Below are 22166 nucleotides of genomic sequence, written 5' to 3'. Positions count from 1 at the left end.
GGGGCGTGGGGGGTACGGAGTCGGGCATCGTCAGCGCACACATCGCCCGACTCCTCCCTGGCCACTGCCGAGGGCGCCGCTGCCGATGCGGCCGCCTTCTTTCGCGAAGGTGGAGAACACGTCCTGGTGCATGCTCAGAAGTCCCATCCGTCGTCGTCCGCCTCGGGGGCCGGGGCGGCATCCGAGGCCGCCTCCGCGAAGGCGGTGCCCGTCATGCCCGCGGTCAGCGTCGTACCGTCCGCCGGGTCGATCAGCAGGAAGGAGCCGGTGCGCCGGGAGTCGGCGTAGGCGTCCAGCGCGAGCGGCTCGGCGGTGCGTACGACGATCCGGCCGATGTCATTGGCGGCCAGCTCGCCCGGTGCGGGGTGCTGGGAGAGGTCGTCGAGGGTCAGCCGCGAGGGGATGTCCTTGACGATGGCCTTGACGGTGCGGGTGGTGTGCTTGAGCAGCACCCGGTGGCCGACGGTCAGCGGACGGTCCGCGACATGGCAGACCGTGGCCTCGATGTCCTGCGAGGCCGACGGCGCCGAGGCGGTCGGGGCGATCAGATCGCCGCGCGAGATGTCGAGGTCGTCGGCCAGCCGGAGGGTCACCGACTGCGGCGCCCAGGCGACGTCCACGGTCTGGCCCAGCGCATCGATCGCCTCGATGGTGCTGGTGCGGCCCGAGGGCAGCACGGTCACCGGGTCGCCGACGCGCAGCACGCCGGAGGCGATCTGGCCGGCGTAGCCGCGGTAGTCGGGGTGTTCGGCGGTCTGCGGCCGGATGACGTACTGGACCGGGAAGCGGCCCGGGTCGTCGGAGGGATCGGCGACGACCGGGACGGTCTCCAGGTGCTCCAGCACGGTCGGGCCGCCGTACCAGTCCATGGTGGCCGATGCGGTCACGACGTTGTCGCCGGCCAGCGCCGAGATCGGGATCGCGGTGATCTCCTGGACGCCCAGCGAGGCCGCGTAGGAGGTGAACTCCTCGGCGATGGCGGCGAAGACGGACTCCTCGTAGCCGACGAGGTCCATCTTGTTGACCGCGAGGACGACGTGCGGGACGCGCAGCAGGGCGGCCACCGCGGCGTGCCGGCGGGTCTGCTCGACGACGCCGTTGCGGGCGTCGACCAGCACGACGGCCAGTTCGGCGGTGGAGGCGCCGGTGACCATGTTGCGGGTGTATTGCACGTGGCCGGGGGTGTCGGCGAGGATGAACCGGCGCCGGGGCGTGGCGAAGTAGCGGTAGGCGACATCGATGGTGATGCCCTGCTCGCGCTCGGCCCGCAGCCCGTCCGTCAGCAGCGCCAGGTCCGGCGCTTCCTGCCCGCGGCCGAGCGAAGCCCGCTCCACGGCCTCGAGCTGGTCGGCGAGCACGGACTTGGAGTCGTGCAGCAGCCGGCCGACCAGCGTCGACTTGCCGTCGTCTACCGAACCGGCGGTGGCGAAACGCAGCAGCGAGGTCGCACCGGCGTCCACGACGCCCTCAACAGCATGGGTGGTGCTCATGGTTAGAAGTACCCCTCGCGCTTGCGGTCCTCCATGGCGGCCTCGGACATCTTGTCGTCGGCCCTCGTCGCGCCCCGCTCGGTGAGGCGCGAGGCGGCGATCTCCGCGATGACGGCCTCGATGGTGCCGGCGTCGGAGTCGACCGCGCCGGTGCAGGACATGTCGCCGACCGTGCGGTAGCGCACCAGCCGGGTTTCCAGCGTTTCGCTGTCCTTGGGGCCGCCCCACTCCCCGGGTGCCAGCCACATGCCGCTGCGGGCGAAGACCTCGCGCTCATGGGCGTAGTAGATGGCGGGCAGTTCGATCTTCTCGCGGGCGATGTACTGCCACACGTCCAGCTCGGTCCAGTTGGAGAGCGGGAAGACCCGGACGTGCTCACCGGGCGAGTGGCGGCCGTTGTAGAGCTGCCACAGCTCGGGTCGCTGCCGGCGCGGGTCCCAGCCGCCGAACTCGTCGCGCAGCGAGAACACCCGCTCCTTGGCGCGCGCCTTCTCCTCGTCCCGGCGGCCGCCGCCGAAGACCGCATCGAAACGGTTCTTCTCGATGGCGTCCAGCAGCGGGACGGTCTGGAGCGGGTTACGCGTGCCGTCGGGGCGCTCGCGCAGTTCACCGCGGTCGATGAAGTCCTGCACGGAGGCGACGTGCAGCCGCAGGCCGTGCCGCTCGACCGTACGGTCGCGGTAGTCGAGCACCTCGGGGAAGTTGTGCCCGGTGTCGACATGCAGCAGCGAGAACGGCACCGGCGCGGGCGCGAACGCCTTGAGCGCCAGATGCAGCATGACGATGGAGTCCTTGCCGCCGGAGAACAGGATCACCGGCCGCTCGAACTCGCCCGCCACCTCGCGGAAGATGTGCACCGCCTCGGACTCCAGGGCGTCCAGGTGCGAGAGGGCGTACGGGTTGTCGCCACCTGCCTCGGTGGCAACGGTCGCGGTGGTCACACCAGTCCCCTTTCGACGAGCAGCCCGTGGAGCGCGGCTGCGGACTCCTGCACGGTCTGGGTGTGCGACTCGATGCGCAGATCGGGCGATTCGGGAGCCTCGTACGGGTCGTCCACGCCGGTCAGACCGGATATCTCGCCCGCGGCCTGCTTGGCGTACAGCCCCTTGACGTCGCGCTCGGAGCACACCTCGACCGGCGTGGCCACATGCACCTCCAGGTAGGCGGTGCCCTCGGCCTGATGCCGCACCCGCACCGCCTCCCGGGAGTCCGCGTACGGCGCGATCACCGGCACCAGGGCGGTGACCCCGTTGCTCGCCAGCAGCTCGGCCACGAAGCCGATCCGCTGGACGTTGGTGTACCGGTCGGTGCGCGTGAAGCCCAGTCCCGCGGAGAGGAACTCGCGGATCTCGTCGCCGTCGAGGACCTCGACCCGGCGGCCCTCGCCGCGCAGCCGTTCCGCCAGCGCATGGGCGATGGTGGTCTTGCCCGCGCTCGGCAGTCCGGTCAGCCACACCGTGGCGCCCGTCATCGGCTTCTCCTGAACTTCCACAACGTCTCGGTCGTTCCGTGTTCCGGCCATCAGTGCAGGCCGCATTCGGTCTTGTTGCTGCCCGCCCAGCGGCCCGCCCGTGCGTCCTCGCCCGCCAGGACCCGGCGGGTGCAGGGGGCGCAGCCGACGGAGGCGTAGCCGTCCATCAGCAGCGGGTTGGTCAGCACCCCGTGCTCGGCGATGTAGGCGTCCACATCGGCCTGCGTCCAGCGGGCGATCGGGGAGATCTTGACCTTCTGCCGCCGGGCGTCCCAGCCGACGACCGGGGTGCCGGCCCGGGTCGGGGACTCGTCCCGGCGCAGCCCGGTCGCCCAGGCGTCGTAGCCGGCCAGGCCCTCCTCCAGCGGCGTGACCTTGCGCAGCGCGCAGCAGCGGTCCGGGTCGCGGTCGTGCAGCCGGGGACCGTACTCGGCGTCCTGCTCGGCCACCGTCTGACGGGGCGTCAGCGTGATGACGTTGACGTCCATCACCTCGGCCACCGCGTCCCGCGTGCCGATGGTCTCCGGGAAGTGGTAGCCGGTGTCGAGGAACACCACGTCCACGCCCGGCATGGCGCGCGAGGCGAGATGGGCGACGACCGCGTCCTCCATGGAGGAGGTCACGCAGAAGCGGGCGCCGAAGGTCTCCGCGGCCCAGGCCAGGATCTCCAGGGGGGCCGCCTCCTCCAGCTCGCGGCCCGCCCGCTCGGCGAGCTGCTGTAGATCGGGGGCAGTGGTCACGACGTACCTCCAGCACGGGATGACGGTGCAGCCGACGGTCCCTGGGACAGCAGCCCCAGGAACTTCAGCCGGAACGCGCGGCTGCACGACCGGCATTCCCAGGCCGCGCCCTCGCCGCGGACCGAGCCCTCCTCGGAGGGCCGCAGGTCCTCGTCACCGCAGTACGGGCAGTGGAACGGGGCGGCACGTTCGCTCACTGTGCCTCCCGCTCAGTCTCGGCGCGCTCTTGCTCGCCGGCTTCCTTCGTCACTGCTCGCTCCTTCGTCGCTGCGCGGCTCCTCGGTCCAGCCGGCGCCGCGCGCCGAGACTCGCTCACTTCAGCGCACCCTCTTCCGCGCGGGCCGCCCACTGGGCGAAGCGTTCGCCGTCGGTGCGCTGCTCCTGGAAGTTGCGCAGCACCCGCTCGACGTAGTCGGGCAGTTCGTCGGCCGTGACCTTCAGCCCGCGGACCTTGCGGCCGAACCCGGCCTCCAGGCCCAGCGCGCCGCCCAGGTGCACCTGGTAGCCCTCGACCTGGTTGCCGTCGTCGTCCAGCACCAGCTGGCCCTTGAGGCCGATGTCCGCCACCTGGATACGGGCGCAGGCGTTGGGGCAGCCGTTGAGGTTGATGGTGAGCGGCTCGTCGAACTCCGGGAGACGACGCTCCAGCTCGTCGATCAGCGAGCTGCCGCGGCCCTTGGTCTCGACGATCGCCAGCTTGCAGAACTCGATGCCGGTGCAGGCCATCGTGCCGCGCCGGAACGGGGACGGCTTGACCCGCAGGTCCAGCGCCTCGAGCCCGGCGACCAGCGACTCCACCCGCGACTCGTCGATGTCGAGGACGATCATCTTCTGCTCGGCGGTGGTCCGCAGCCGGCCCGAGCCGTGCTCCGCCGCCAGCTCCGCGATCTTGGTGAGGGTGGAGCCGTCGACCCTGCCGACGCGCGGCGCGAAGCCCACGTAGAAACGGCCGTCCTGCTGCCTGTGCACACCGACGTGATCGCGCCACTGCTGGAGGGGCTGTGCCGGGGCGGGCCCGTCGGTCAGCTTGCGCTTGAGGTACTCGTCCTCCAGCACCTGTCGGAACTTCTCCACGCCCCAGTCCGCGACCAGGAACTTCAGCCGGGCACGGGTGCGCAGCCGCCGGTAGCCGTAGTCGCGGAAGATCGAGATGACGCCCTCGTAGACATCGGCGGCCTCCTCGCGCGAAACCCAGGCGCCGAGCCGGACCCCGAGCTTGGGGTTGGTCGACAGTCCGCCGCCGACCCACACATCGAAGCCCGGACCGTGCTCGGGGTGTTCGACGCCCACGAACGAGATGTCGTTGATCTCGTGCGCCACATCCAGCAGCGGCGAGCCGGAGACCGCGGACTTGAACTTGCGCGGCAGGTTGGAGAACGCGGGGTTGCCGATGATCCGGCGCTGGATCTCCTCGATGACCGGGGTGCCGTCGATGATCTCGTCCTCGGCGATACCCGCGACCGGCGAACCCAGGATGACGCGCGGGGTGTCACCGCACGCCTCGGTGGTGGAGAGCCCGACCTCTTCCAGCCGCCGCCAGATCTCCGGGACGTCCTCGATCCGGATCCAGTGGTACTGGACGTTCTGCCGGTCGGTGAGATCCGCGGTACCGCGCGCGAACTCCTGTGAGATCTCGCCGATCACCCGCAGTTGCGCGGTGGTGAGCCGCCCGCCGTCGATCCGGACGCGCAGCATGAAGTACTTGTCGTCCAGCTCCTCGGGCTCCAGGATCGCGGTCTTGCCGCCGTCGATCCCGGGCCGCCGCTGGGTGTACAGGCCCCACCAACGCATCCGCCCGCGCAGGTCGTTGGGGTCGATGGAGTCGAAACCGGCCTTGGAGTAGATCGTCTCAATGCGTGTCCGCACATTGAGACCGTCGTCGTCCTTCTTGAACTGCTCATTGCCGTTGAGCGGCGTGAAGTGCCCAACGGCCCACTGGCCCTCGCCGCGGTGGCGGCCGGCCTTGCGGCGCGTCTGTGCGGCCCCGGCCGAGGGCTGGGGGTTCTCCGGGGTGTGGGCGGCCATGGGTGTACGTCCTTCTGGGCGGGCGGGGGGTGCGAACTCGACTCGGCTCGCCCGCCTGACCTGTGCAGACACACCGAAACGCGGCGCGCGGCAACGCGTCGGGAGTGCTCTGCTGGGCGGGGTTGCGGTCGCGTCCGCGACGATGGGGACGGCGGGATATCGGTGGTGCCGGCGGCGCTGTCAGGGCTCGATGGCCCTGGTCAGCGCTTCGTCACCCCGCCCGACAAATGGCGCTGGACATGCGGCCGAGGTCGACGTGCCGCCGACTCACCAAGGCAATTCCAGCTCTGGACATGACGGAAGCGTGGCACGGCGCTCTTCGGCCAGTCCACCGTCGTCCAACATTCGGACATCATCGTCCCGAATGGCGGGACGGTGTGTTGTGGGTCACGTACCGGTGGCGGCGTCGGGGTCCCGTACGCAACCGGTGACGGAGTCGGCTACCGAATCGGTTACGGGATCGGTTACGGGATCGATCGGCCCGGCGCCGGGCCACGGCCCCGGCATCGCCACCTCGGCCTCCTCCGTCACCGTGGTCTCGTACACCCGGAACCCGCGCCGCTCGTAATTGGCCCGCGCATACGGCCCGTCGTCGCTACAGGTGTGCACCCACACCCGCGTCGTCCGCTCCAGGCCCGGCCACCGTCCGGCCAGGTCCCAGGCCCGCTCCAGGCCGTACGTCAGCAGCCATCCGCCGATCCGGCGCCCCCGGAAGGCGGGGAGCAGCCCGAAGTAGGCGACCTCCACGGACCCCTCCGGCCCGGCGTTCAGCTCGATGAACCCGGCGGGCGTCCCCCGCTCGTACGCCACCCAGGTCTCCGTCCCGGGCCGCCCCAGATGCTCCGCCCACCGCGCGTACGTCCAGCTCAGCCGGTCGGTCCACAGCACATCGCCGCCGACCGCGGTATAGAGGAACCGGCTGAATTCCGGCGACGGCACCTCGGATCGGACGATACGGACCCCCTGCTCCGCGGGCGGCGCCCCGGCGGGGGCGAGATCGGCGGGCGAGGTCTGCTCCAGGTACCAGGTGGTGACCGAGTGGCTCATGGGGTCAGCACATCACAGCCGCTTCCCCGGCCGGCCTCCGGGCCGGTGCGGGGTACACCGGCCCGGAGGCGAGCGTCAGGGCCGGTGCGGCAACCGCCTCACGGGCGGTCCGCGAAGACCGCCTCGGCGAGACGGTCGACCTGCGACGGGTCCGGGGACCAGCAGTAGAGCATGACCTCGTCGGCGCCGATGGCCTGGAACGCGGCCACCGTGTCGCGGATCCCCGTCCGGGTGGTGAGCATGCCGTTCACGATGTGGTCGGTGTAGGAGTGCTCCGGCCCGTAGTACGCGCGGATCTCCCGGCGGGCGCGGTCGATGACCGGCTCGGGGCCGAGGGCCACGTTGACCTGGGCCAGCAGCCGAGGCCGTCCCGTGCGCCCGGCCCGGGACCAGGCCGCCTCCACGTCACGGAACATCCGGTCCATGTGCGGGGCCGGGAGTGCGGCGCCGAGGAAGCCGTCGCCCCAGCGGGCGACGCGTTCCACGGCCGCCGGTACGAAGCCGCCGAACAGCACCTCGGGGCCGCCGGGCCGCGCCGGAGCCGGACCGATCGGGCCGACGTCCTCGCCGACCGGCTCGCCGGACCACAGCCGCCGCAGCTCGGCCATCTGGCCGTCCAGGCGGCGGCCCCGGGTGCGGATGTCCACGCCGGCGGCCAGATAGTCGTCGTCGCGCCCGCCGATGCCGATCCCGAGCGTGAAACGGCCGCCGGAGAGCAGATCGAGGGTGGCGGCCTGTTTCGCGAGCAGCGGGGTGTGGTGCAGCGGGGCGAGCAGCACCTCGGTCTGGAGCCGGACGCGGGAGGTGGCACCGGCCAGGGTGGCCAGCGTGATCAGCGGCTCGGGGTTGGCGTACACCAGCCGGTCGAGCAGCGCGAGGGTGGTGAAGGGGGTGGCGTCGGCGCGCCGGGCCCAGGTGACCAGCTGAGCGGGGTCGCCGATGGGAAGGCCGAGGCCAACGGACATGGAGTCCTCCGGAAGGACGTACGGGTGGGCAGGGTGTGACGTCCACGGACGGCATGCGGGCATGGCAGGCATGCCGACATACGGCATACAGCCATGCGGTCACGCAGGCATGCGTCATCGCGGATGGTCGTGTCGCCCACTCGTTTGGCCACGCACCGGCTGACCGGCGCGCGCTGCTCCCGTTCTGCGACGTCCTTCTGGAGAGCTGTCTTCAGAGCGCGATCAGGATAAAGGACGCGAACACCCGTCCGCACGCGGTTATTTCCCCCACCGCTCCCGCCACCATGCCCGCCCCTATTCCCGCTCCTAATCCCGCCCCTATTCCCTCCACGAGCCGGCCTCCGTGCCCGCCCGCCTGGCCGCCGCCACCGCCGGCGCCGAGGACTGCGGCAGCAGCTGCCCTGGCCCGGACGGCAACCGCAGTTCCACCTCCACCCCGTCCGCGAAGCGGTACGGCCGGTGCGCCAGAACGCCGGCCAGATGGCGGCGCAGCCGGGAGAGCTCGGCGCGCACCGTGACCGTACGGCCGCGGTCGCCGAACAGGTCCTGGGCCAGTTCGGCGGCGCTGCGGCCCTCCGGATGACGGGCGGCCAGGACGAACAGCAGCTCGGCGTGGCGCGGGGAGAGCTCATGGCTCCAGCCGCCGGCCGGACCGGTGACGGTGACCGTCGCCCCGTCGCGCCCGCTGACGTCCAGCAGCACCCGGCTGGGCCCGGCGGCCGGCTCCTCGCGGCCCACCCGGATCAGCCAGCCACCGGGCAGCGGCTCCAGCGCGCACATTCCGTACCGCGGCAGCCACAGCGGCCCGGCCTGCGGCGCCTTGGGCAGCGCCACCCGGTCCGGCGGCGTCATCCCGGTGACCCCGGCGGGCCAGCCGTGCGCATCGACCGCCAGCGCCCGCCCGCCGATCCGCGCCAGCACCGGCGCCGCGCTGGAACGCAGCCGTTCCAGGGACGCGTGATGCCGGATGCGCAGCTCGCTCTCCGCCAGCCTGGCGACGGCGGAGACCAGCGACAGCGTCGTGGGGTGGAAGGAGGGCGCCGGGCCGCTGAGGTCGACGGTGCCCAGCAGCCGGCCGTCGCGCGGATCGTGCAGCGGCGCCGCGGCGCACGTCCACTGGTGGTGGGAGCGGACGAAGTGCTCGGCGGAATGCACCAGCACCGGCCGCCGGGCCACCAGCGCGGTGCCGATCGCATTGGTGCCGACCACGCCCTCGCGCCAGTCGGCGCCCTTGTCGAAGCCGAGGCGGTCGGCCATCCGCCGGACCGGCGCGCTGCCCTCCCGCCACAGCACCCGCCCCTCGGCATCGGTGACGACCATGATCTGCTGTGCGGCATCGGCGGCCGCCAGCAGCCCGTCGCCCAGGACCGGCAGCACCGTCGCCAGCTGCGATTGCTGCCGCCGGTGCTCCAACTCGGCCACGGACAGCAGATGTTGGTCGCGGACCCGCTCCGGGTCGACGCCCGAGCCGATGGCCCGTAACCAGGATTCGCCGATGACGGGACGGGGCGCGTCCAGCGGCGCATCGGGCGGCAGCTCGCCCGCCAGCGCGGCCTCGCGGACCGAGGCGAGGCGGCGGGCGGTCTCGCGGATGTCCTGGGCCGACCGGACGGCGCTGCCGATCGCTGTGTCCTTCAAGCTGCTCTCCGTTGCACCACTGCCGCGGCGGCCTCCGGACGGCCGCCCACCGGGGCCGAGTCCATCGTGCCGTCACCAGGCCGAAAGCGGAGGGCCATTGAACAGATCCACGGCAGGGAGGTGCAACCGACTGCAACCGTTGTGGCCTATGACGCCTGCCCGGGACGCTGATCCCAGCGGCCGATGGCGTCCCGTGGCCGGAGGCTCGCCGGTCACCCGTCGGCGATGCACCGGCCGTCCGCCGGGGATGGCGTCGGCCGCTGCCACATCCGCAGGGCGGCGCGGGGAGGGAGCGCAGATGAGGGCCCTCGCTCCGCGTGTCGTGGTGATCGGGGCGGCGGAGGGACCGCGTCTCGCACGGGCCGGACGGCTGGCCGTGCACTACGGGGTGCCCCGGCTGCCCGCGGTCGACGTGCTGATCAGACGTCACCCGCTGCCCGTCGACGGCTATGTCATCGACGGCGCACCGCACCTGCTCGACCGGGTGGCCGGAGTCGGCGGCCTGCTGCCCGCGCGGTCCTTCGCCGACCTGGTGGTCCATCTGCGGGCACCGGGCCGTACGGAGGGGGAGGAGGCGGGCCGCGTGCTGCGCTACTTCGAGGCCCGCGGGCTGCTGGCCGGCTTCGGGCCGGACGCGCCCGACGGCGAGATCGTCGTGGCCATCGATGCGGCGGTACGCGGCCGGACCGCGGCGGACCCGCCGCGGTGGCCCTAGAGACCGGGAGGGGTGCCGAGTCGGCGCGGCATCCCTCCCGGGGCCTGTCCGGTGGATCAGGGCCCGGCCCCGGTCCACCGGACAAGCCCCGCCCCGCCACCTCACGACCGGCCCCGCCTCGCTACCTCACGACCGGCCGTGCCCGCGCCACGACCGAGGCCAGGTCCAGGGTGTGCGGCAGCGTCCCGAACGCCGCGCCCGCATCGCCGCCCAGGCGGGAGGCGCAGAAGGCGTCCGCGACCTCGGGCGGTGCGTGGCGTACCAGCAGCGAGCCCTGGAGGACCAGTGCCAGGCGCTCGGTCAGGCGGCGCGCCCGGGCCTCGATGCCGTCCAGATCGGCCAGTTCGGTCAGCAGGCCCTTGATCGCGCGGTCCAGCCGGTGGTCCGCGCCGCGGGCCGTGCCGATCTCCGTCAGACAGGCGTTCAGCGCGGCCGGTTCGCGTTGCAGCGCCCGCAGGACGTCCAGCGCCTGGACGTTGCCCGAGCCCTCCCAGATGGAGTTCAGCGGCGCCTCCCGCAGCAGCCGCGGCATCCCCGATTCCTCGACGTAGCCGTTGCCGCCCAGGCACTCCAGCGCCTCGGCCGTCACCGGGGTGCACCGTTTGGTCACCCAGTACTTGGCGGCCGGTACCGCCAGCCGCAGCAGGTGCCGGTCGTGCTCGGAATCGCTGTCGTAGGCGGCCGCCAGCCGCAGCGCCAACGTCGTCGCCGCCTCCGACTCCAGCGCCAGATCGGCCAGCACATTGCGCATCAGCGGTTTGTCGATCAGCGGTCCGCCGAACGCCTCCCGGTAGGCGCAGTGGTGCACCGCCTGCGCCACCGCCTGCCGCATCACCGCCGCCGCTCCCGTCACACAGTCCAGTCGGGTCGCCGCGACCATCTCGATGATCGTCGCCACCCCGCGCCCCTCCTCGCCCACCCGCTGCGCCCAGGTCCGCCCGTCGAACTCGATCTCCGCCGAGGCGTTCGCGCGGTTGCCGAGCTTGTCCTTGAGCCGCTGGATGCGGAAGGAGTTACGGGTCCCGTCCGGCAGCACCCGCGGCAGCAGGAAGCAGGTGAGCCCTCCGGGCGCCTGGGCCAGGACCAGGAAGACGTCCGACATCGGCGCCGAACAGAACCACTTGTGCCCGGTCAGCAGATACTCACCGGGCGCGGCCAGCGGCTCGGCGTGCGTGGTGTTGGTCCGTACGTCGCTGCCGCCCTGCTTCTCCGTCATCGCCATCCCCGCCAGCACCCCGCCCTTCTCGGCGGGCGGCCGCAGTTCCTGCTCGTAGATGTGCGAGGTCAGCAGCGGCTCCCACCGTGCGGCCAGCTCCGGGTCGGCGCGCAGCGCGGGCACCGCCGCATGGGTCATCGACAGCGGACAGGTGTGGCCCGCCTCGGCCTGCGTCCAGAGGAGGAACCCGGCGGTGCGGCGCAGGTGCCCGTCGGGGCGCGACCACGCGTCCGTCAGACCGGCCGTGACGGCATGGCCCAGCAGTCGGTGCCAGGCCGGGTGGAACTCCACCTCGTCGATGCGGTGCCCATAGCGGTCGTGGGTCCGCAGGGCCGGCGGGTGGGCGTTGGCCTGTCCGCCCCACTGCTGGGCGTGCGCCGAACCGGCCGCCTGGCCGAGCCGGGTCAGTTCCTCCCGTACCTCGTCGAGCCGGTCGTCCGCGACATACCGCGTGACGCCCTCGGTGAGCGCCGCGTCCGAGGCGAAGACGTCGTATCCCACCAGCGGCGGGGGCTGGTTCGTGACCGTATGAGTGCTGGCTGCCATGGCAGCTACGGTAAGGAGGTGCCGCCAGCAAACGAACCAGTCAAACGGCCGGCGGGCCGCCTGACCAGGGCCCGGGTCCTGTACCGCAACGTCTCCGTGCGGCGGCTGGTCTGGCTGCTGACCAAGGACATCGTGCGCTCCTGCATGGAGTACCGCGTCACCGGGCTGGCCGCCGAGGCCGCGTTCTTCTGCCTGCTGTCGCTGCCGCCGCTGATCCTGGGACTGATCGGGCTGCTGGGCTATATGGAGCAGTGGATCGGCCACGACACCATCGACAGCATCCGGCAGAACATCCTCGGCGCCTCCGCCACCGTGCTCTCCGGCAAGGGCGTCAACGAGATCGCCCGGCCCCTGCTGGACGACATCTTCACCGGCCGCCGCCCCGACGTCATCTCGCTCGGCTTCGCCTTCGCCCTGTGGTCCGGCTCCCGGGCGCTGAACGTCTTCGTCGACACCATCACGATCATGTACGGGCTCGACGGGCGGCGCGGCATCGTCCGCACCCGGCTGCTCTCCTTCGTGCTCTACCTCGCCGCGCTGGCCGTCGGTGCCATCGCGCTGCCGCTGATGGTGGCCGGGCCGGACGCGGTCGTCGGCTGGCTGCCGGCCAGCGCCGGTGTCGTCCGGGCGCTGTACTGGCCGGTCGTGCTGATCCTGTCGATCGCCTTTCTGACCACGCTCTACCACGTGTCGGTACCCGTCCGTTCGCCCTGGCGCGAGGACCTCCCCGGTGCCGTGGTCGCCCTGGCGATGTGGGTCCTGGGCAGCTTCCTGCTCCGCCTCTACCTCGGCTCGACGGTCGAGGGCCCGACGATCTACGGGTCGCTGGCCGCGCCGGTCGCCGTCCTCCTGTGGATCGGGGTGTCGGCCTTCGCCGTACTGGTCGGCGCCGCGATGAACGCCGCCCTCGACCGCGTCTGGCCCTCGGACGCCACGGCCGCGGGCCGTGCGGAACGGGAGCGACGGGTGCATGCGGTGGGGGAGGGGAGGACGACGCCGGGCGAGGACGCGGCCGGCGGGGAGCCCGGGGATCTTACGGACCCATGACGCGCGCTCCGCCACGCGGGCCGTGGCGGGCCGTTGCGCTTAGCGTGACCGGCATGCGTGTACTGGTCACCGGCGGGGCCGGGTTCATCGGATCACAGGTCGTCGCCGTGCTGGAGGCGCGGGGACATGAAGTGGTCGTCCTCGATGCGCTGTTGCCGTCCGCCCATCCAAAGCCGCCTCCGCCGCGGCCGGGCGAGCGGCGGATCGTCGCGGACGTACGGGACCGGGCGGCGGTCGCCGGGGCGCTGCACGGGGTGGACGCGGTGTGCCACCAGGCGGCGATGGTGGGCCTGGGCCAGAACTTCGCGGATGCGCCCGCCTACGTCGGCTGCAACGACCTGGGCACGGCCGTGCTGCTGGCGGAGATGGCCGAGGCCGGGGTCGGGGCGCTGGTGCTCGCCGGGTCGATGGTGGTCTACGGGGAGGGCCGCTACACCTGTGCCGAACACGGGGTGGTGCGTCCCGGGCCGCGGGCGGTGGCCGATCTGGACGCGGGCCGGTTCGAGCCGCGCTGTCCGGTCTGCGCGGCACCCTTGAGGCCGGGCCTGGTCGGCGAGGACGCGCCCGTCGACCCCCGCAATGTGTATGCCACGACCAAACTCGCCCAGGAACATCTCGCCGCCTCGTGGGCCCGCGCGACCGGCGGCCGGGCCGTCGCGCTGCGCTACCACAACGTCTACGGGCCGGGGATGCCACGCGACACCCCGTACGCCGGTGTCGCCTCCTTCTTCCGCTCCGCGCTGGCCCGCGGTCAGGCCCCCACGGTGTACGAGGACGGCGGCCAGCGGCGGGACTTCGTCCATGTCCGGGACGTCGCGACGGCCAATGCGGTGGCGCTGGAGGCGCTGCCCGGCCGGGAGCCGGGGGTGCTGACCGCGTACAACACGGGCAGCGGCGAGCCGCACACCGTCGGGGAGATGGCCCGGGTGCTGGCCGCGGCGTGCGGCGGGCCGGAGCCCGTGGTGACGGGGGAGTACCGGCTGGGCGACGTCCGGCACATCACGGCGTCCTCGCGGCGGATCGCCGAGGAGCTCGGCTGGCGGGCGGCGACCGGATTCGCGGAGGGGATGGCGGAGTTCGCGCGGGAGGAGATGCGCGAGGGGAGGGGGGACGAAGAAGGGGCGCGGTCGGCCGGTCCGGCGGATGCCCCGGTGGCCGCGTCCGCCTCCCCCCGTCGCGCCTCCCCGCGGCGCCCCGCCCCGGTGGACGTGGTGCTGCCCTGTCTGGACGAGGCCGCCGCGCTGCCCTGGGTGCTGGCCCGTATTCCCGAGGGCTGGCGGGCGATCGTGGTCGACAACGGTTCCACGGACGGCTCCGCCGCGCTCGCCCGCGATCTGGGCGCCACCGTCGTGACCGAACCCCGCCGCGGCTTCGGCGCCGCCTGCCACGCCGGACTGCTCGCCGCCGACGCCGACATCGTCTGCTTCTGCGACTGCGACGCCTCCCTCGACCCGGGCCTGCTGGCGCCCTTCGTACAGGCCGTACGCGACGGCGAGGCGGATCTGGTGCTGGGCCGCCGACGCCCCCAGGGCCGCGGCGCCTGGCCCCCGCACGCCCGGTTCGGCAACCTCGCCCTGACCCGGATGCTGCGCCGCCGCACCGGCCTGCGCCTGCACGACCTCGGCCCGCTGCGCGCCGCCCGCCGCGGCGCCCTGCTGGACCTGGACCTCACCGACCGCCGCAGCGGCTATCCGCTCCAGATGGTCGTCCGCGCCGCCGACGCGGGCTGGCGGATCGCCGAACGCGACGTCCCCTACCACCCGCGCACCGGCCGCTCCAAGGTCACCGGCACCTGGCGCGGCACCTGGCACGCGGTCCGCGATATGCGCGGCGTGCTGCGCCAGCCCCCGCCCGGGGCCCGTACGGACGCGACGGTGAAGGAGACGGCCCGATGAGCCCCTCGGACGGCGGCACCGGTCCGACGGCCGTACTGGTCATCGCCAAGGAGCCGGTGCCCGGCCGGGTCAAGACCCGGCTCACCCCGCCCTACACCCCGCACCAGGCCGCCGAGCTGGCGGGGGCAGCGCTGTACGACACCCTGTGTGCCGTACGGGCCATGCCCGCCCGGAGCCGGGTCGTCGTTCTCGACGGGCGGCCCGGCGGCTGGCTGCCCGACGGGTTCGAGGTGCGCCCCCAGTGCGCGGGCGGCCTCGACGAACGGCTGGCCGCCGCCTTCGCCGGCAGCCGGGGCCCGACCCTCCTCCTGGGCATGGACACCCCGCAGATCACCCCGCAACTCCTCGCCCCCGCACTGGAGTCGGCGGCCTGGCGGGACTGCGATGCCTGGTTCGGCCCGGCCGAGGACGGTGGTTTCTGGGCACTCGGCCTGGCCGAGCCGGACCCCCGACTGCTCCGCGGCGTCCCGATGTCGACCCCGCACACCGGTGCCTCCCAGCGCGCCCGGCTGCTCGCGGCCGGCCTGCGGGTACGGGATCTGCCGCCGCTGCGCGACGTCGACACGGCCGCCGACGCCGGTGCCGTCGCGGCCGCCGCGCCCGGCGGACGCTTCGCCGCCACCCTGGCCCGGCTGACGGCGGTCGCCGGACGATGAGCGCGACCACCCATGCCGCCCCCACCTGGGGCGCCGATCCGTACGCCGATGCGCTGCGCAGCGGCCGCGGTCCGCTGTTCCTGCGCCGCGCCGACGGCTGGCTGCTGCCCCTGGAGGTCGAGCGCTGGTGCGGCGGCACCGACGCCGCGGACCGGTCGGCGCTGCGCCGCTGCAAGGGCAGTGTGCTCGACATCGGCTGCGGTCCCGGCCGGCTCGTCGCCGCGCTGGCCGCGCAGGGCCGCCGGGCGCTCGGCATCGATGTGAGCGAGGCCGCGGTGGCCCGTACGGCCGCGATCGGCGGCACCGCCCTGTGCCGTTCGGTCTTCGACCCCCTCCCGGACGAAGGGCGCTGGGGCACCGCGCTGCTCCTGGACGGCAACATCGGCATCGGCGGCGACCCCCGCGCCCTGCTCCTGCGGACCGCCGAACTCCTCGCCCCGCGCGGCACGTTGATCGTGGAGACCACGGCCGCGGACGTCGACGAACGGGTCGAGGTCCAGGTCGACGGCGGATCCGGCGCAGCGGGCGGCTTCTTCCCCTGGGCCCGGGTGGGCACCCCCGCGCTGCTGCGGTACGCGGCCGCGGCCGGCTGGGCGCCGGCGGAAACGTGGTCCGTTCCGGCGCCCCCGGATCAGCGGCCCGAATCCGCCGAGCGCCGCTTCGTGGCCCTGCGCCGCCGCACCCGCGCCGCCGTACTGCGCAGCAGGGGCCCCGCCGTACGGGCCGACAGCACCAGCGCCGAGAGGGCGAACAGCCCGGCGGTCAGCAGCAGCCAGCAGGCGAAGAAGTCCCCGCCGGGCAGGCCGGTGACGGACGTGTAGTCCGCCGTCGGCAGGCCGCCCGGCGTTCCCGCCGAACCCGCGATCAGCGGGAACCACACCAGCAGCAACAGCCCCGACAGCGCGGCGGGCACCCGGACATGGGCCGTCCAGGCCCGGTGCCGCCGGGTGCCCGCCGTCGCCGCGCTCACCACCCGGTCGGCGAGCGAGTACAGCGGCAGCAGCACCAGATCGTGCAGCAGCGCCGCCCCGGCGAACCACACCACGACCAGCGGCCACCGGGCGCCGCCGAGCAGCCGCAGGCCCGCGTAGCCGGTGAGCGCGAACGAGGCGAGCATCAGCAGCAGATGCAGCGTCCCCTCGCCGTAGCGGCAACGGCGCCTCAGCCGCGTCAGCGCCGCCGTCAGCCGTGCCGTCGGCCGCCGCGTCCACCGCCCCCTCATGACGGCTCCCCGAAGGTCAGCCGGGACACCCACTTGGTGTTGAGCACCCCGGGCGCGCCCGGCACGATGATCCGCGCCGGATAGCCGTGGTCCGCGGACAGCTCAGCGCCGCCCACCCGCAGCGCGAGCAGGGCGCGCCCGTCGCGCACCTGGTTGGCGCGCAGCGCGGCCCGCCGGAACGCGCCGTGCAGCTGGAGCGACTCCACCAGGACGTCCGGCGGCCGTTCGCCCAGCCCCACCAGCGCGGCCAGATCGCGCAGCCGCACCCCGCTCCACAGCTGATCGTCCGTCGACCAGCCCTCGACACAGGCGATCGGCAGCGCCGCCTGATGCTGCGGCATCCGCAGCAGCTCGGCGCGGCTCAGCCGCACCCTCCCCCGGCTACCGCTGGGAGGTGCCCCCAGCCCGCCGACTTCAATCGTCAGCCGCCAGTCGTCGCCGGTTTCCTGCGGGCGGATCCCGACATGGGCGGCGGTCTTGTTGATCTGGAAGCCGTTCGGCCCGCTGCCCGGGTCCGCCCCGCCGTGCGGCGCCAGCAGGGCCGTACGCCGCCACCGTCCGCCGATGCTCTGCCCCGCCGTCGTCGCGAACAGCAGCAGCGAGCCGCCGCCGACCAGCCACAGCGCGCCGCGCCGCGAGACGGTCGGCGGGGCGGGCCGCGGGGCGACCAGCCCGGTCTCGTCGGCGTCCGACGGCGGGTCGGTGCGCTCGCGCAGCGCCCGCACCGTCCGCGGCATCCGCAGCACCACATGCGCCACGAACGCACCGATGAACACCCACGCCCCGTAGAAGTGCAGCCGGTAGAACGACCCGGGGAAGACGTAGTCCAGCTGGATGTTGAGAATCCCCGTGACGAACTCGAACAGCGCGCCGCCGACCAGCAACAGCAGCGACAGCCGCTCCAGCGCATGCCCGGGGGACCGGGCCGGCGGCAGCGTGAACAGCTTCGGGATGACCGACCAGAGCTTGGCCAGCAGCACGGGCACCAGGGCGATGCCGAGGGTGACATGGAGGCCCTGGGTGACCCGGTAGAGCCAGTACGGGCCCGTCGGCCAGGGGAAGAGATAGAAGCCGAGCAGGCCCTTGTCCGGGGTCTGGTCGTTGACGCCGCCCGCCAGATCCGGGTTGTAGGCGGCGTACGACAGCAGCCCGGTCACGAACAGCAGCGTGACACCGGCCAGCAGGACGACCCCGAGCAGGGCCGTCAGCCGGGGGCCGCGCAGCGGACTGCGCCAGAAGGACGGGGAGGTCGGGGGAGTCGGGGAAGTGAGGCGAAAGGCACCCATGCGCCGACCGTAAGCCGCGCACGGTGCGCCAAGGGGCCCTGACCGGTGACGAAACTCTGACGTCAGCGGATCGGCGGCGCCCCGCCGCCCGCTTGCCGCCCTAGCGTGCCGGTGTGATCCCGCGACCGACCTCCCCAGCCCGCACCGGTGCGCCCGCCCCCGCGACCCCGGGCGAACGCGCCGTGCGCCGCGCCGATCTGCTGGCCGCCGCCCGGCACCGCCACTGGCTGACCGCCCAGGCCGTCCTAGCGCTCCTCGTCAACCACCTTCTGTACACCGGATGGTGACGTCCAGTCGGGGTAGCTGGACCAGGGGAACAGCGAGCGGGCCGAGTTCACCCGCCCGGGGCGCAGGATCCGCAGCGGACCGCGGTTGCAGGCGGGGCATTGGGCGCGGCTCAGGGGTGAGGGGACCCGGCGGCCGCGTTCGTAGTAGTCGATCCGGCGCTGCCCGGACAGATCGGTGGAATGGTGGATCTCGTACTCCTCCTCCCAGCCGTAGCCGCAGTGCAGACAGACGAACGCATACGCCTCGTGCACGGCCTCGGGGTCCGGGCCCGGGTGCCTCTCGGTGTCCCTGTCCATCATCGCTACCGCCTTTCCCCGGGCCCCGCGCAGCCTCGCGCCGGGCACGGATCCGTGCCGCATCTCTCCATTATTGCGCCGTGACCGGGCCCGCGCGGAGTGTGCGGACGGGGCCCGGCGCTCAGTGCAGCGCGTGCCCGGACGGACGCGGCCTGTGCACCCCCAGGGCCTCGTACGTCGCCGCGATCAGCGCCGTATTGCGGGGGTCCGCGTCGCCCGTGGCGCCGCTGCCGTATTTGTTCATCGCATACGCATAGGACAGGCCGTTCTCCGGATCCGCGAAGGCGAACGAACCGCCCGCCCCGCCGTGCCCGAAGGCCCGCGGGTTGGGACCCGCCTGCCGCTGGTGGTTGAGCATGAAGCCCAGCCCCCACCGCCGCTCCGTCCCGGGCGGCGCCAGCGCATCGATCGCCAGATCCGGCTCATGGGGCAGGCTCTGCGGCTCCCGCATCGCCTCCAGCGTGGCCGGGCGCACCAGCCTGCCGCCCGCCAGCGCCCCGTAGACGGTGGCCAGACCGTGCGCCGAGGCATGCGCATTGCCCGCCGGGATCTCGGCCGAGCGGTAGGCGGCGGTGTTGACGTCGCCGGTGGGGATGTACGTCAGCGCCAGTATCACCACCGCCAGCGGATGGTCGGCCAGCGAGCGGAACGGCGGCTGCGGAATGCCCGGGAACCGCTCGGCGATCCGCGCCTCGTCCAGCTGCCCCACCATCTCCGCACACCGCGCATGCTCCTCGGCGGGCGTGCCGATGAACACCCGCGCCCCCAGCGGCCCGGCGATCTCGCGGCGCAGGAACGCCCCGAGCGAGACCCCGCTGATCCGCCGGACCACCTCGCCCACCAGGTAGCCGAACGTCACCGCGTGATACCCCTGCGCGGTGCCCGGCTCCCACCAGGGCGGGGCGGCGGCGAGCGCGGCGCAGACATGGTCCCAGTCGTGGGCGTACCGCTCGGCCACCGGCTCGCGGGGCGCGATCACCCCGGCCCGGTGGCTCAGCAGCCAGCGCACCGGCAGCTCCGCCTTCCCCGCCTGCGCGAACTCCGGCCAGTACCGCGCGACCGGCGCATCGAGGTCCAGCTCGCCCCGGTCCACGAGGAGATGGGCGCACAGCGCGGTCATCCCCTTCGACGTCGAGTAGACGTTGACCAGCGTGTCGTGCTCCCACGGGCGGGTCCGCGCCGCGTCCGCATGGCCGCCCCACAGATCGACCACGGTCCGCCCGCCGACGGTCACCGTCACCGCCGCGCCCACCTCCCCGTGCACCCGGAAGTTGCGTACGAAGGCCGCCCGCACCCCCTCGAATCCGGCCGCACAGTGACCGCTCACAGTGGCGTCGTCCGACGGGCCCATGCTGCGTCTCCCTCGTGCCGGATCCGCGCGGCGTTCCGCCGGATCTGTCCCGTACGGGATGATCCGTCCCGTCCGATGCCCGTGGCAACCAAAGGACCCCCGTACGGCTCATGGGGCGTGCCCGCACCGGGCCGCCGGGCGAGCCTGGAAGCGTCCGGCTCCCACAGGAAGGCCCCCATGGTGAACAGCGCGGAACAGGCGTCACACGCGGAGAACTCCGCCCGCCCGCAGCCCCCGGACCCGCCGGGGCAACCGGACGAGGTCCTGGTGGAGGTCGTCGGCTGCGCGACGCAGGACGCGCACGCGGTCTTCAGCGCCCTGCGCGAGTCCTTCGCCTCCGACCGGGCCGCGGACGATGTGCCCACGGAGATCAACGGGGCGAGCGCGACCGTGTGGACCGCGACCGTCGACGTCACCGACCTGCACGGTCAGGCCGCGCCGCGCCGGCTGACCGCGCCGGTCACCGTCGATCTCCAGGGCGGTTACTGGGCGGTCAACCGGATCCGCGAGAGCCTGACGCATGCGTTCGCGGTGCGGGTGGTCGGCACGGCCGCCGGCGACCAGGAGGAAGAGGTCCAGCTGCGGCTGGAGAACCGCTGAGGCGGGCCCGGGGCGGCCCGGGAAGCGCAGCTGACGTCGGACGGGAAGGCGCGAACGAGTGGACTCCAGCAATCGGCCGGCCGGCGGCGCCGGGGTACCGCGGTCGGCGGCGACCGGCGAGCGGTCCGAGGTGATCCTGCGGGTCAACGGGACGACGTACACACTGGCAGTGGACCACCGCGCCACCCTCCTGGACGTACTGCGCGAACGACTCGATCTGACCGGCGCCAAGAAGGGCTGCGACCACGGGCAGTGCGGGGCGTGCACGGTGCTGGTCGACGGGCGGCGGGCCAACAGCTGTCTGCTGCTGGCCGTGGCGCAGGACGGCCGGCGTCTGACCACCGTCGAGGGCCTCGCCGACGGGCTGCGGCTGCACCCGCTCCAGGAGGCGTTCCTGGCCCGCGACGCCCTCCAGTGCGGCTACTGCACCCCCGGCCAGATCTGTTCGGCGCTCGGGGCGATCAGGGAGGCGGCGGACGGCTTCCCCTCGTACGTCACACCGGACGACGCGCGCTCCGGGGCCCCGGTGGAGCTCACCGACGACGAGATCCGCGAGCGGATGAGCGGCAACCTGTGCCGGTGCGGCGCCTATCCCCGCATCGTCGAAGCGGTCGGCGACGTCAGGGGTGCGGCCGCAACCGGCGATGCGGCCGATACGGGCAGCCGGGGTGCGGGGGAGGCGTCATGAAGCCGTTCGGATATGTGCGGGCCGGGAGCGTGGCGCACGCCGTCCAGGTGGCGGCCGAGCGGCCCGGGGCGCGGTTCCTGGGCGGCGGCACCAACCTCGTCGATCTGATGAAGCTCGGCGTGGAGTCACCGCCGCTGCTCATCGACGTCAGCCGGCTGCCGCTGGACCGTATCGAGGAACTGCCGGACGGCGGGCTGCGGATCGGGGCGATGGTCCGCAACAGCGATCTGGCCGCGGCCCCGGCCGTCCGCGACCGCTACCCCGTGCTCTCGCAGGCGGTGCTCTCCGGCGCCTCGGGACAGCTGCGGAACACGGCGACCACCGGCGGCAATCTGCTCCAGCGCACCCGCTGCCTCTACTTCCAGGACGTGACCAAACCCTGCAACAAGCGCGCACCGGGCACCGGCTGCCCGGCCCGCGAGGGCGCGCACCGCGATCTGGCCGTCCTGGGGCACTCCGAGCACTGCGTCGCCACCCAGCCCTCGGACCTGGCCGTCGCCCTCGCCGCCCTGGACGCCACCGTCCATCTGCACGGTCCCGACGGCGAACGCGGCGTCCCGGTGACCACCTTCCACCGGCTGCCCGGCGACCGGCCCGACCGCGACACGGTGATCCGCACCGGCGAACTGATCACCGCCGTCGAGCTGCCGCCCGCCCTCCCCGGCCTGCACATGCGCTACCGCAAGGCCCGCGACCGCTCCTCGTTCGCCTTCGCCCTGGTCTCCGTCGCGGCCGTGCTCGCCGTTCGGGACGGCGCCGTACGGCATGCGGCGCTGGCCTACGGCGGGCTGGCGCACCGGCCGTGGCGGGCCCGTGCGGCCGAAGCGGTGCTGCACGGCGCGTCCGCCACCGAGGACACCTTCGCGCGCGCCGCCGACGCCGAACTCGCCGCCGCCCGCCCGCTGCGCGACAACGGCTTCAAGGTCGCCCTGGCACGGGGCCTCACGGTCGGCGTGCTGGCCGACCTGGCCGCCCGTGCGTGAC

General features: G+C 73.5%; 23 protein-coding genes and 2 pseudogenes. 10 read left to right on the top strand and 15 right to left on the bottom strand.

Translation table 11 applies throughout. The features are described from left to right. Positions 1-134: 134 nt before the first annotated feature. From SNA_RS29065 to SNA_RS29030, 10 genes are all read right to left on the bottom strand, one after another. On the bottom strand, positions 135-1490 hold the full coding sequence (locus tag SNA_RS29065; RefSeq protein ID WP_030068985.1) for a sulfate adenylyltransferase subunit 1: 1356 nt from the start codon (positions 1488-1490) through the stop codon (positions 135-137). A gap of 2 nt (positions 1491-1492) precedes the next feature. Further along, the gene (cysD, locus tag SNA_RS29060) at positions 1493-2431 is read right to left on the bottom strand and encodes a sulfate adenylyltransferase subunit CysD (protein WP_044367538.1); all 939 of its coding nucleotides are present in this window, start codon (positions 2429-2431) and stop codon (positions 1493-1495) included. Next, positions 2428-2961, bottom strand: a complete 534-nt coding sequence (gene cysC, locus SNA_RS29055) for an adenylyl-sulfate kinase (RefSeq protein WP_030068987.1) — start codon at positions 2959-2961, stop codon at positions 2428-2430. The genes cysD and cysC overlap by 4 nt, the downstream gene beginning before the upstream one ends. A gap of 50 nt (positions 2962-3011) precedes the next feature. Beyond that, positions 3012-3701, bottom strand: a complete 690-nt coding sequence (locus SNA_RS29050) for a phosphoadenylyl-sulfate reductase (protein ID WP_030068989.1) — start codon at positions 3699-3701, stop codon at positions 3012-3014. After that, positions 3698-3898, bottom strand: a complete 201-nt coding sequence (locus SNA_RS40645) for a hypothetical protein (protein WP_078970283.1) — start codon at positions 3896-3898, stop codon at positions 3698-3700. The genes SNA_RS29050 and SNA_RS40645 overlap by 4 nt, the downstream gene beginning before the upstream one ends. Before the next feature lie 115 nt (positions 3899-4013). Next, the gene (locus tag SNA_RS29045; RefSeq protein WP_030068991.1) at positions 4014-5726 is read right to left on the bottom strand and encodes a nitrite/sulfite reductase; all 1713 of its coding nucleotides are present in this window, start codon (positions 5724-5726) and stop codon (positions 4014-4016) included. Between the two features lie 211 nt (positions 5727-5937). After that, positions 5938-6021 (bottom strand): putative leader peptide, encoded by an 84-nt coding sequence (locus SNA_RS45380; protein WP_350257049.1) that lies wholly within the window; start codon positions 6019-6021, stop codon positions 5938-5940. A gap of 92 nt (positions 6022-6113) precedes the next feature. Continuing rightward, the gene (locus SNA_RS29040) at positions 6114-6773 is read right to left on the bottom strand and encodes a GNAT family N-acetyltransferase (RefSeq protein ID WP_078970282.1); all 660 of its coding nucleotides are present in this window, start codon (positions 6771-6773) and stop codon (positions 6114-6116) included. A gap of 98 nt (positions 6774-6871) precedes the next feature. Beyond that, a complete protein-coding gene (locus SNA_RS29035; RefSeq protein ID WP_044367536.1) occupies positions 6872-7738 on the bottom strand; it encodes an LLM class flavin-dependent oxidoreductase in 867 nt (288 codons plus the stop codon). A gap of 318 nt (positions 7739-8056) precedes the next feature. Next, positions 8057-9376 (bottom strand): helix-turn-helix domain-containing protein, encoded by a 1320-nt coding sequence (locus tag SNA_RS29030; RefSeq protein WP_044367534.1) that lies wholly within the window; start codon positions 9374-9376, stop codon positions 8057-8059. A gap of 298 nt (positions 9377-9674) precedes the next feature. Between SNA_RS29030 and SNA_RS29025 the strand changes: the two genes are divergently transcribed. After that, a complete protein-coding gene (locus SNA_RS29025) occupies positions 9675-10091 on the top strand; it encodes a hypothetical protein (protein WP_030068998.1) in 417 nt (138 codons plus the stop codon). Positions 10092-10212: 121 nt separating this feature from the next. On the opposite strand, the gene SNA_RS29020 is transcribed toward SNA_RS29025, so the two are convergent. Next, positions 10213-11853: an acyl-CoA dehydrogenase family protein gene (locus SNA_RS29020; protein WP_030069000.1), complete on the bottom strand. Its 1641-nt coding sequence runs from the start codon at positions 11851-11853 to the stop codon at positions 10213-10215. 18 nt (positions 11854-11871) lie between these two features. Between SNA_RS29020 and SNA_RS29015 the strand changes: the two genes are divergently transcribed. The 5 genes and pseudogenes from SNA_RS29015 to SNA_RS45375 form a co-directional block, all read left to right on the top strand. Next, positions 11872-12900, top strand: a complete 1029-nt coding sequence (locus SNA_RS29015) for a YihY/virulence factor BrkB family protein (protein ID WP_044367531.1) — start codon at positions 11872-11874, stop codon at positions 12898-12900. A gap of 53 nt (positions 12901-12953) precedes the next feature. Further along, a pseudogene (locus tag SNA_RS44445) lies at positions 12954-14021 on the top strand (NAD-dependent epimerase/dehydratase family protein); the annotation flags it as partial. A gap of 30 nt (positions 14022-14051) precedes the next feature. Beyond that, on the top strand, positions 14052-14795 hold the full coding sequence (locus SNA_RS44440; RefSeq protein ID WP_051877450.1) for a glycosyltransferase family 2 protein: 744 nt from the start codon (positions 14052-14054) through the stop codon (positions 14793-14795). Further along, complete coding sequence (locus tag SNA_RS29005) at positions 14792-15451, top strand: TIGR04282 family arsenosugar biosynthesis glycosyltransferase (RefSeq protein WP_044367529.1); 660 nt, start codon at positions 14792-14794, stop codon at positions 15449-15451. Before SNA_RS44440 ends, SNA_RS29005 begins: the two co-directional genes overlap by 4 nt. Further along, positions 15448-15882 (top strand): annotated as a pseudogene (locus tag SNA_RS45375) (class I SAM-dependent methyltransferase); the annotation flags it as partial. The gene SNA_RS29005 and the pseudogene SNA_RS45375, both read left to right, overlap by 4 nt. Before the next feature lie 200 nt (positions 15883-16082). On the opposite strand, the gene SNA_RS41705 reads toward SNA_RS45375, so the two are convergent. Further along, positions 16083-16673 (bottom strand): hypothetical protein, encoded by a 591-nt coding sequence (locus SNA_RS41705; RefSeq protein ID WP_420823521.1) that lies wholly within the window; start codon positions 16671-16673, stop codon positions 16083-16085. Further along, positions 16670-17959, bottom strand: a complete 1290-nt coding sequence (locus SNA_RS28995; RefSeq protein WP_044367527.1) for a molybdopterin-dependent oxidoreductase — start codon at positions 17957-17959, stop codon at positions 16670-16672. The genes SNA_RS41705 and SNA_RS28995 overlap by 4 nt, the downstream gene beginning before the upstream one ends. A 113-nt stretch (positions 17960-18072) precedes the next feature. Here SNA_RS28995 and SNA_RS42880 point away from each other — a divergent pair, with 113 nt between their 5' ends. Continuing rightward, positions 18073-18246 carry a hypothetical protein gene (locus tag SNA_RS42880; RefSeq protein ID WP_157880138.1) on the top strand — a complete coding sequence of 58 codons (174 nt, stop codon included), beginning with the start codon at positions 18073-18075 and terminating at the stop codon, positions 18244-18246. On the opposite strand, the gene SNA_RS28990 is transcribed toward SNA_RS42880, so the two are convergent. After that, entirely contained in the window at positions 18205-18546 is a 342-nt protein-coding gene (locus SNA_RS28990; RefSeq protein WP_241779885.1) for a hypothetical protein, read from the bottom strand. The two genes, SNA_RS42880 and SNA_RS28990, sit on opposite strands and share 42 nt — an antisense overlap. 118 nt (positions 18547-18664) lie before the next feature. Then, a complete protein-coding gene (locus SNA_RS28985; protein ID WP_030069020.1) occupies positions 18665-19894 on the bottom strand; it encodes a serine hydrolase domain-containing protein in 1230 nt (409 codons plus the stop codon). A 180-nt stretch (positions 19895-20074) separates the two neighbouring features. Here SNA_RS28985 and SNA_RS28980 point away from each other — a divergent pair, with 180 nt between their 5' ends. From SNA_RS28980 to SNA_RS28970, 3 genes are read left to right on the top strand one after another with little or no spacing between them, the layout of a single operon-like run. Next, positions 20075-20494: a hypothetical protein gene (locus SNA_RS28980; protein WP_030069022.1), complete on the top strand. Its 420-nt coding sequence runs from the start codon at positions 20075-20077 to the stop codon at positions 20492-20494. Between the two features lie 58 nt (positions 20495-20552). After that, positions 20553-21182 (top strand): 2Fe-2S iron-sulfur cluster-binding protein, encoded by a 630-nt coding sequence (locus SNA_RS28975; protein ID WP_044367525.1) that lies wholly within the window; start codon positions 20553-20555, stop codon positions 21180-21182. Next, complete coding sequence (locus tag SNA_RS28970; protein ID WP_030069027.1) at positions 21179-22165, top strand: FAD binding domain-containing protein; 987 nt, start codon at positions 21179-21181, stop codon at positions 22163-22165. Before SNA_RS28975 ends, SNA_RS28970 begins: the two co-directional genes overlap by 4 nt. Position 22166: the final 1 nt, after the last annotated feature.

It is taken from the genome of Streptomyces natalensis ATCC 27448 (genome assembly GCF_000935125.1).
In the GTDB taxonomy this organism is placed as follows: domain Bacteria; phylum Actinomycetota; class Actinomycetes; order Streptomycetales; family Streptomycetaceae; genus Streptomyces; species Streptomyces natalensis.
The sequence above is the reverse complement of the archived record's forward strand: the minus strand, read 5'-3'. Positions and strand labels throughout refer to the sequence as shown.

Coding starts and splice junctions, on each gene's coding strand:
- SNA_RS29065 (WP_030068985.1), bottom strand. CDS start 1,490: ATGAGCACCACCCATGCTGTTGAGGGCGTCGTGGACGCCGGTGCGACC.
- cysC (WP_030068987.1), bottom strand. CDS start 2,961: ATGACGGGCGCCACGGTGTGGCTGACCGGACTGCCGAGCGCGGGCAAG.
- SNA_RS29045 (WP_030068991.1), bottom strand. CDS start 5,726: ATGGCCGCCCACACCCCGGAGAACCCCCAGCCCTCGGCCGGGGCCGCA.
- SNA_RS45380 (WP_350257049.1), bottom strand. CDS start 6,021: ATGTCCAGAGCTGGAATTGCCTTGGTGAGTCGGCGGCACGTCGACCTC.
- SNA_RS29040 (WP_078970282.1), bottom strand. CDS start 6,773: ATGAGCCACTCGGTCACCACCTGGTACCTGGAGCAGACCTCGCCCGCC.
- SNA_RS29035 (WP_044367536.1), bottom strand. CDS start 7,738: ATGTCCGTTGGCCTCGGCCTTCCCATCGGCGACCCCGCTCAGCTGGTC.
- SNA_RS29025 (WP_030068998.1), top strand. CDS start 9,675: ATGAGGGCCCTCGCTCCGCGTGTCGTGGTGATCGGGGCGGCGGAGGGA.
- SNA_RS29020 (WP_030069000.1), bottom strand. CDS start 11,853: ATGGCAGCCAGCACTCATACGGTCACGAACCAGCCCCCGCCGCTGGTG.
- SNA_RS29005 (WP_044367529.1), top strand. CDS start 14,792: ATGAGCCCCTCGGACGGCGGCACCGGTCCGACGGCCGTACTGGTCATC.
- SNA_RS41705 (WP_420823521.1), bottom strand. CDS start 16,673: ATGAGGGGGCGGTGGACGCGGCGGCCGACGGCACGGCTGACGGCGGCG.
- SNA_RS28995 (WP_044367527.1), bottom strand. CDS start 17,959: ATGGGTGCCTTTCGCCTCACTTCCCCGACTCCCCCGACCTCCCCGTCC.
- SNA_RS28990 (WP_241779885.1), bottom strand. CDS start 18,546: ATGATGGACAGGGACACCGAGAGGCACCCGGGCCCGGACCCCGAGGCC.
- SNA_RS28985 (WP_030069020.1), bottom strand. CDS start 19,894: ATGGGCCCGTCGGACGACGCCACTGTGAGCGGTCACTGTGCGGCCGGA.
- SNA_RS28970 (WP_030069027.1), top strand. CDS start 21,179: ATGAAGCCGTTCGGATATGTGCGGGCCGGGAGCGTGGCGCACGCCGTC.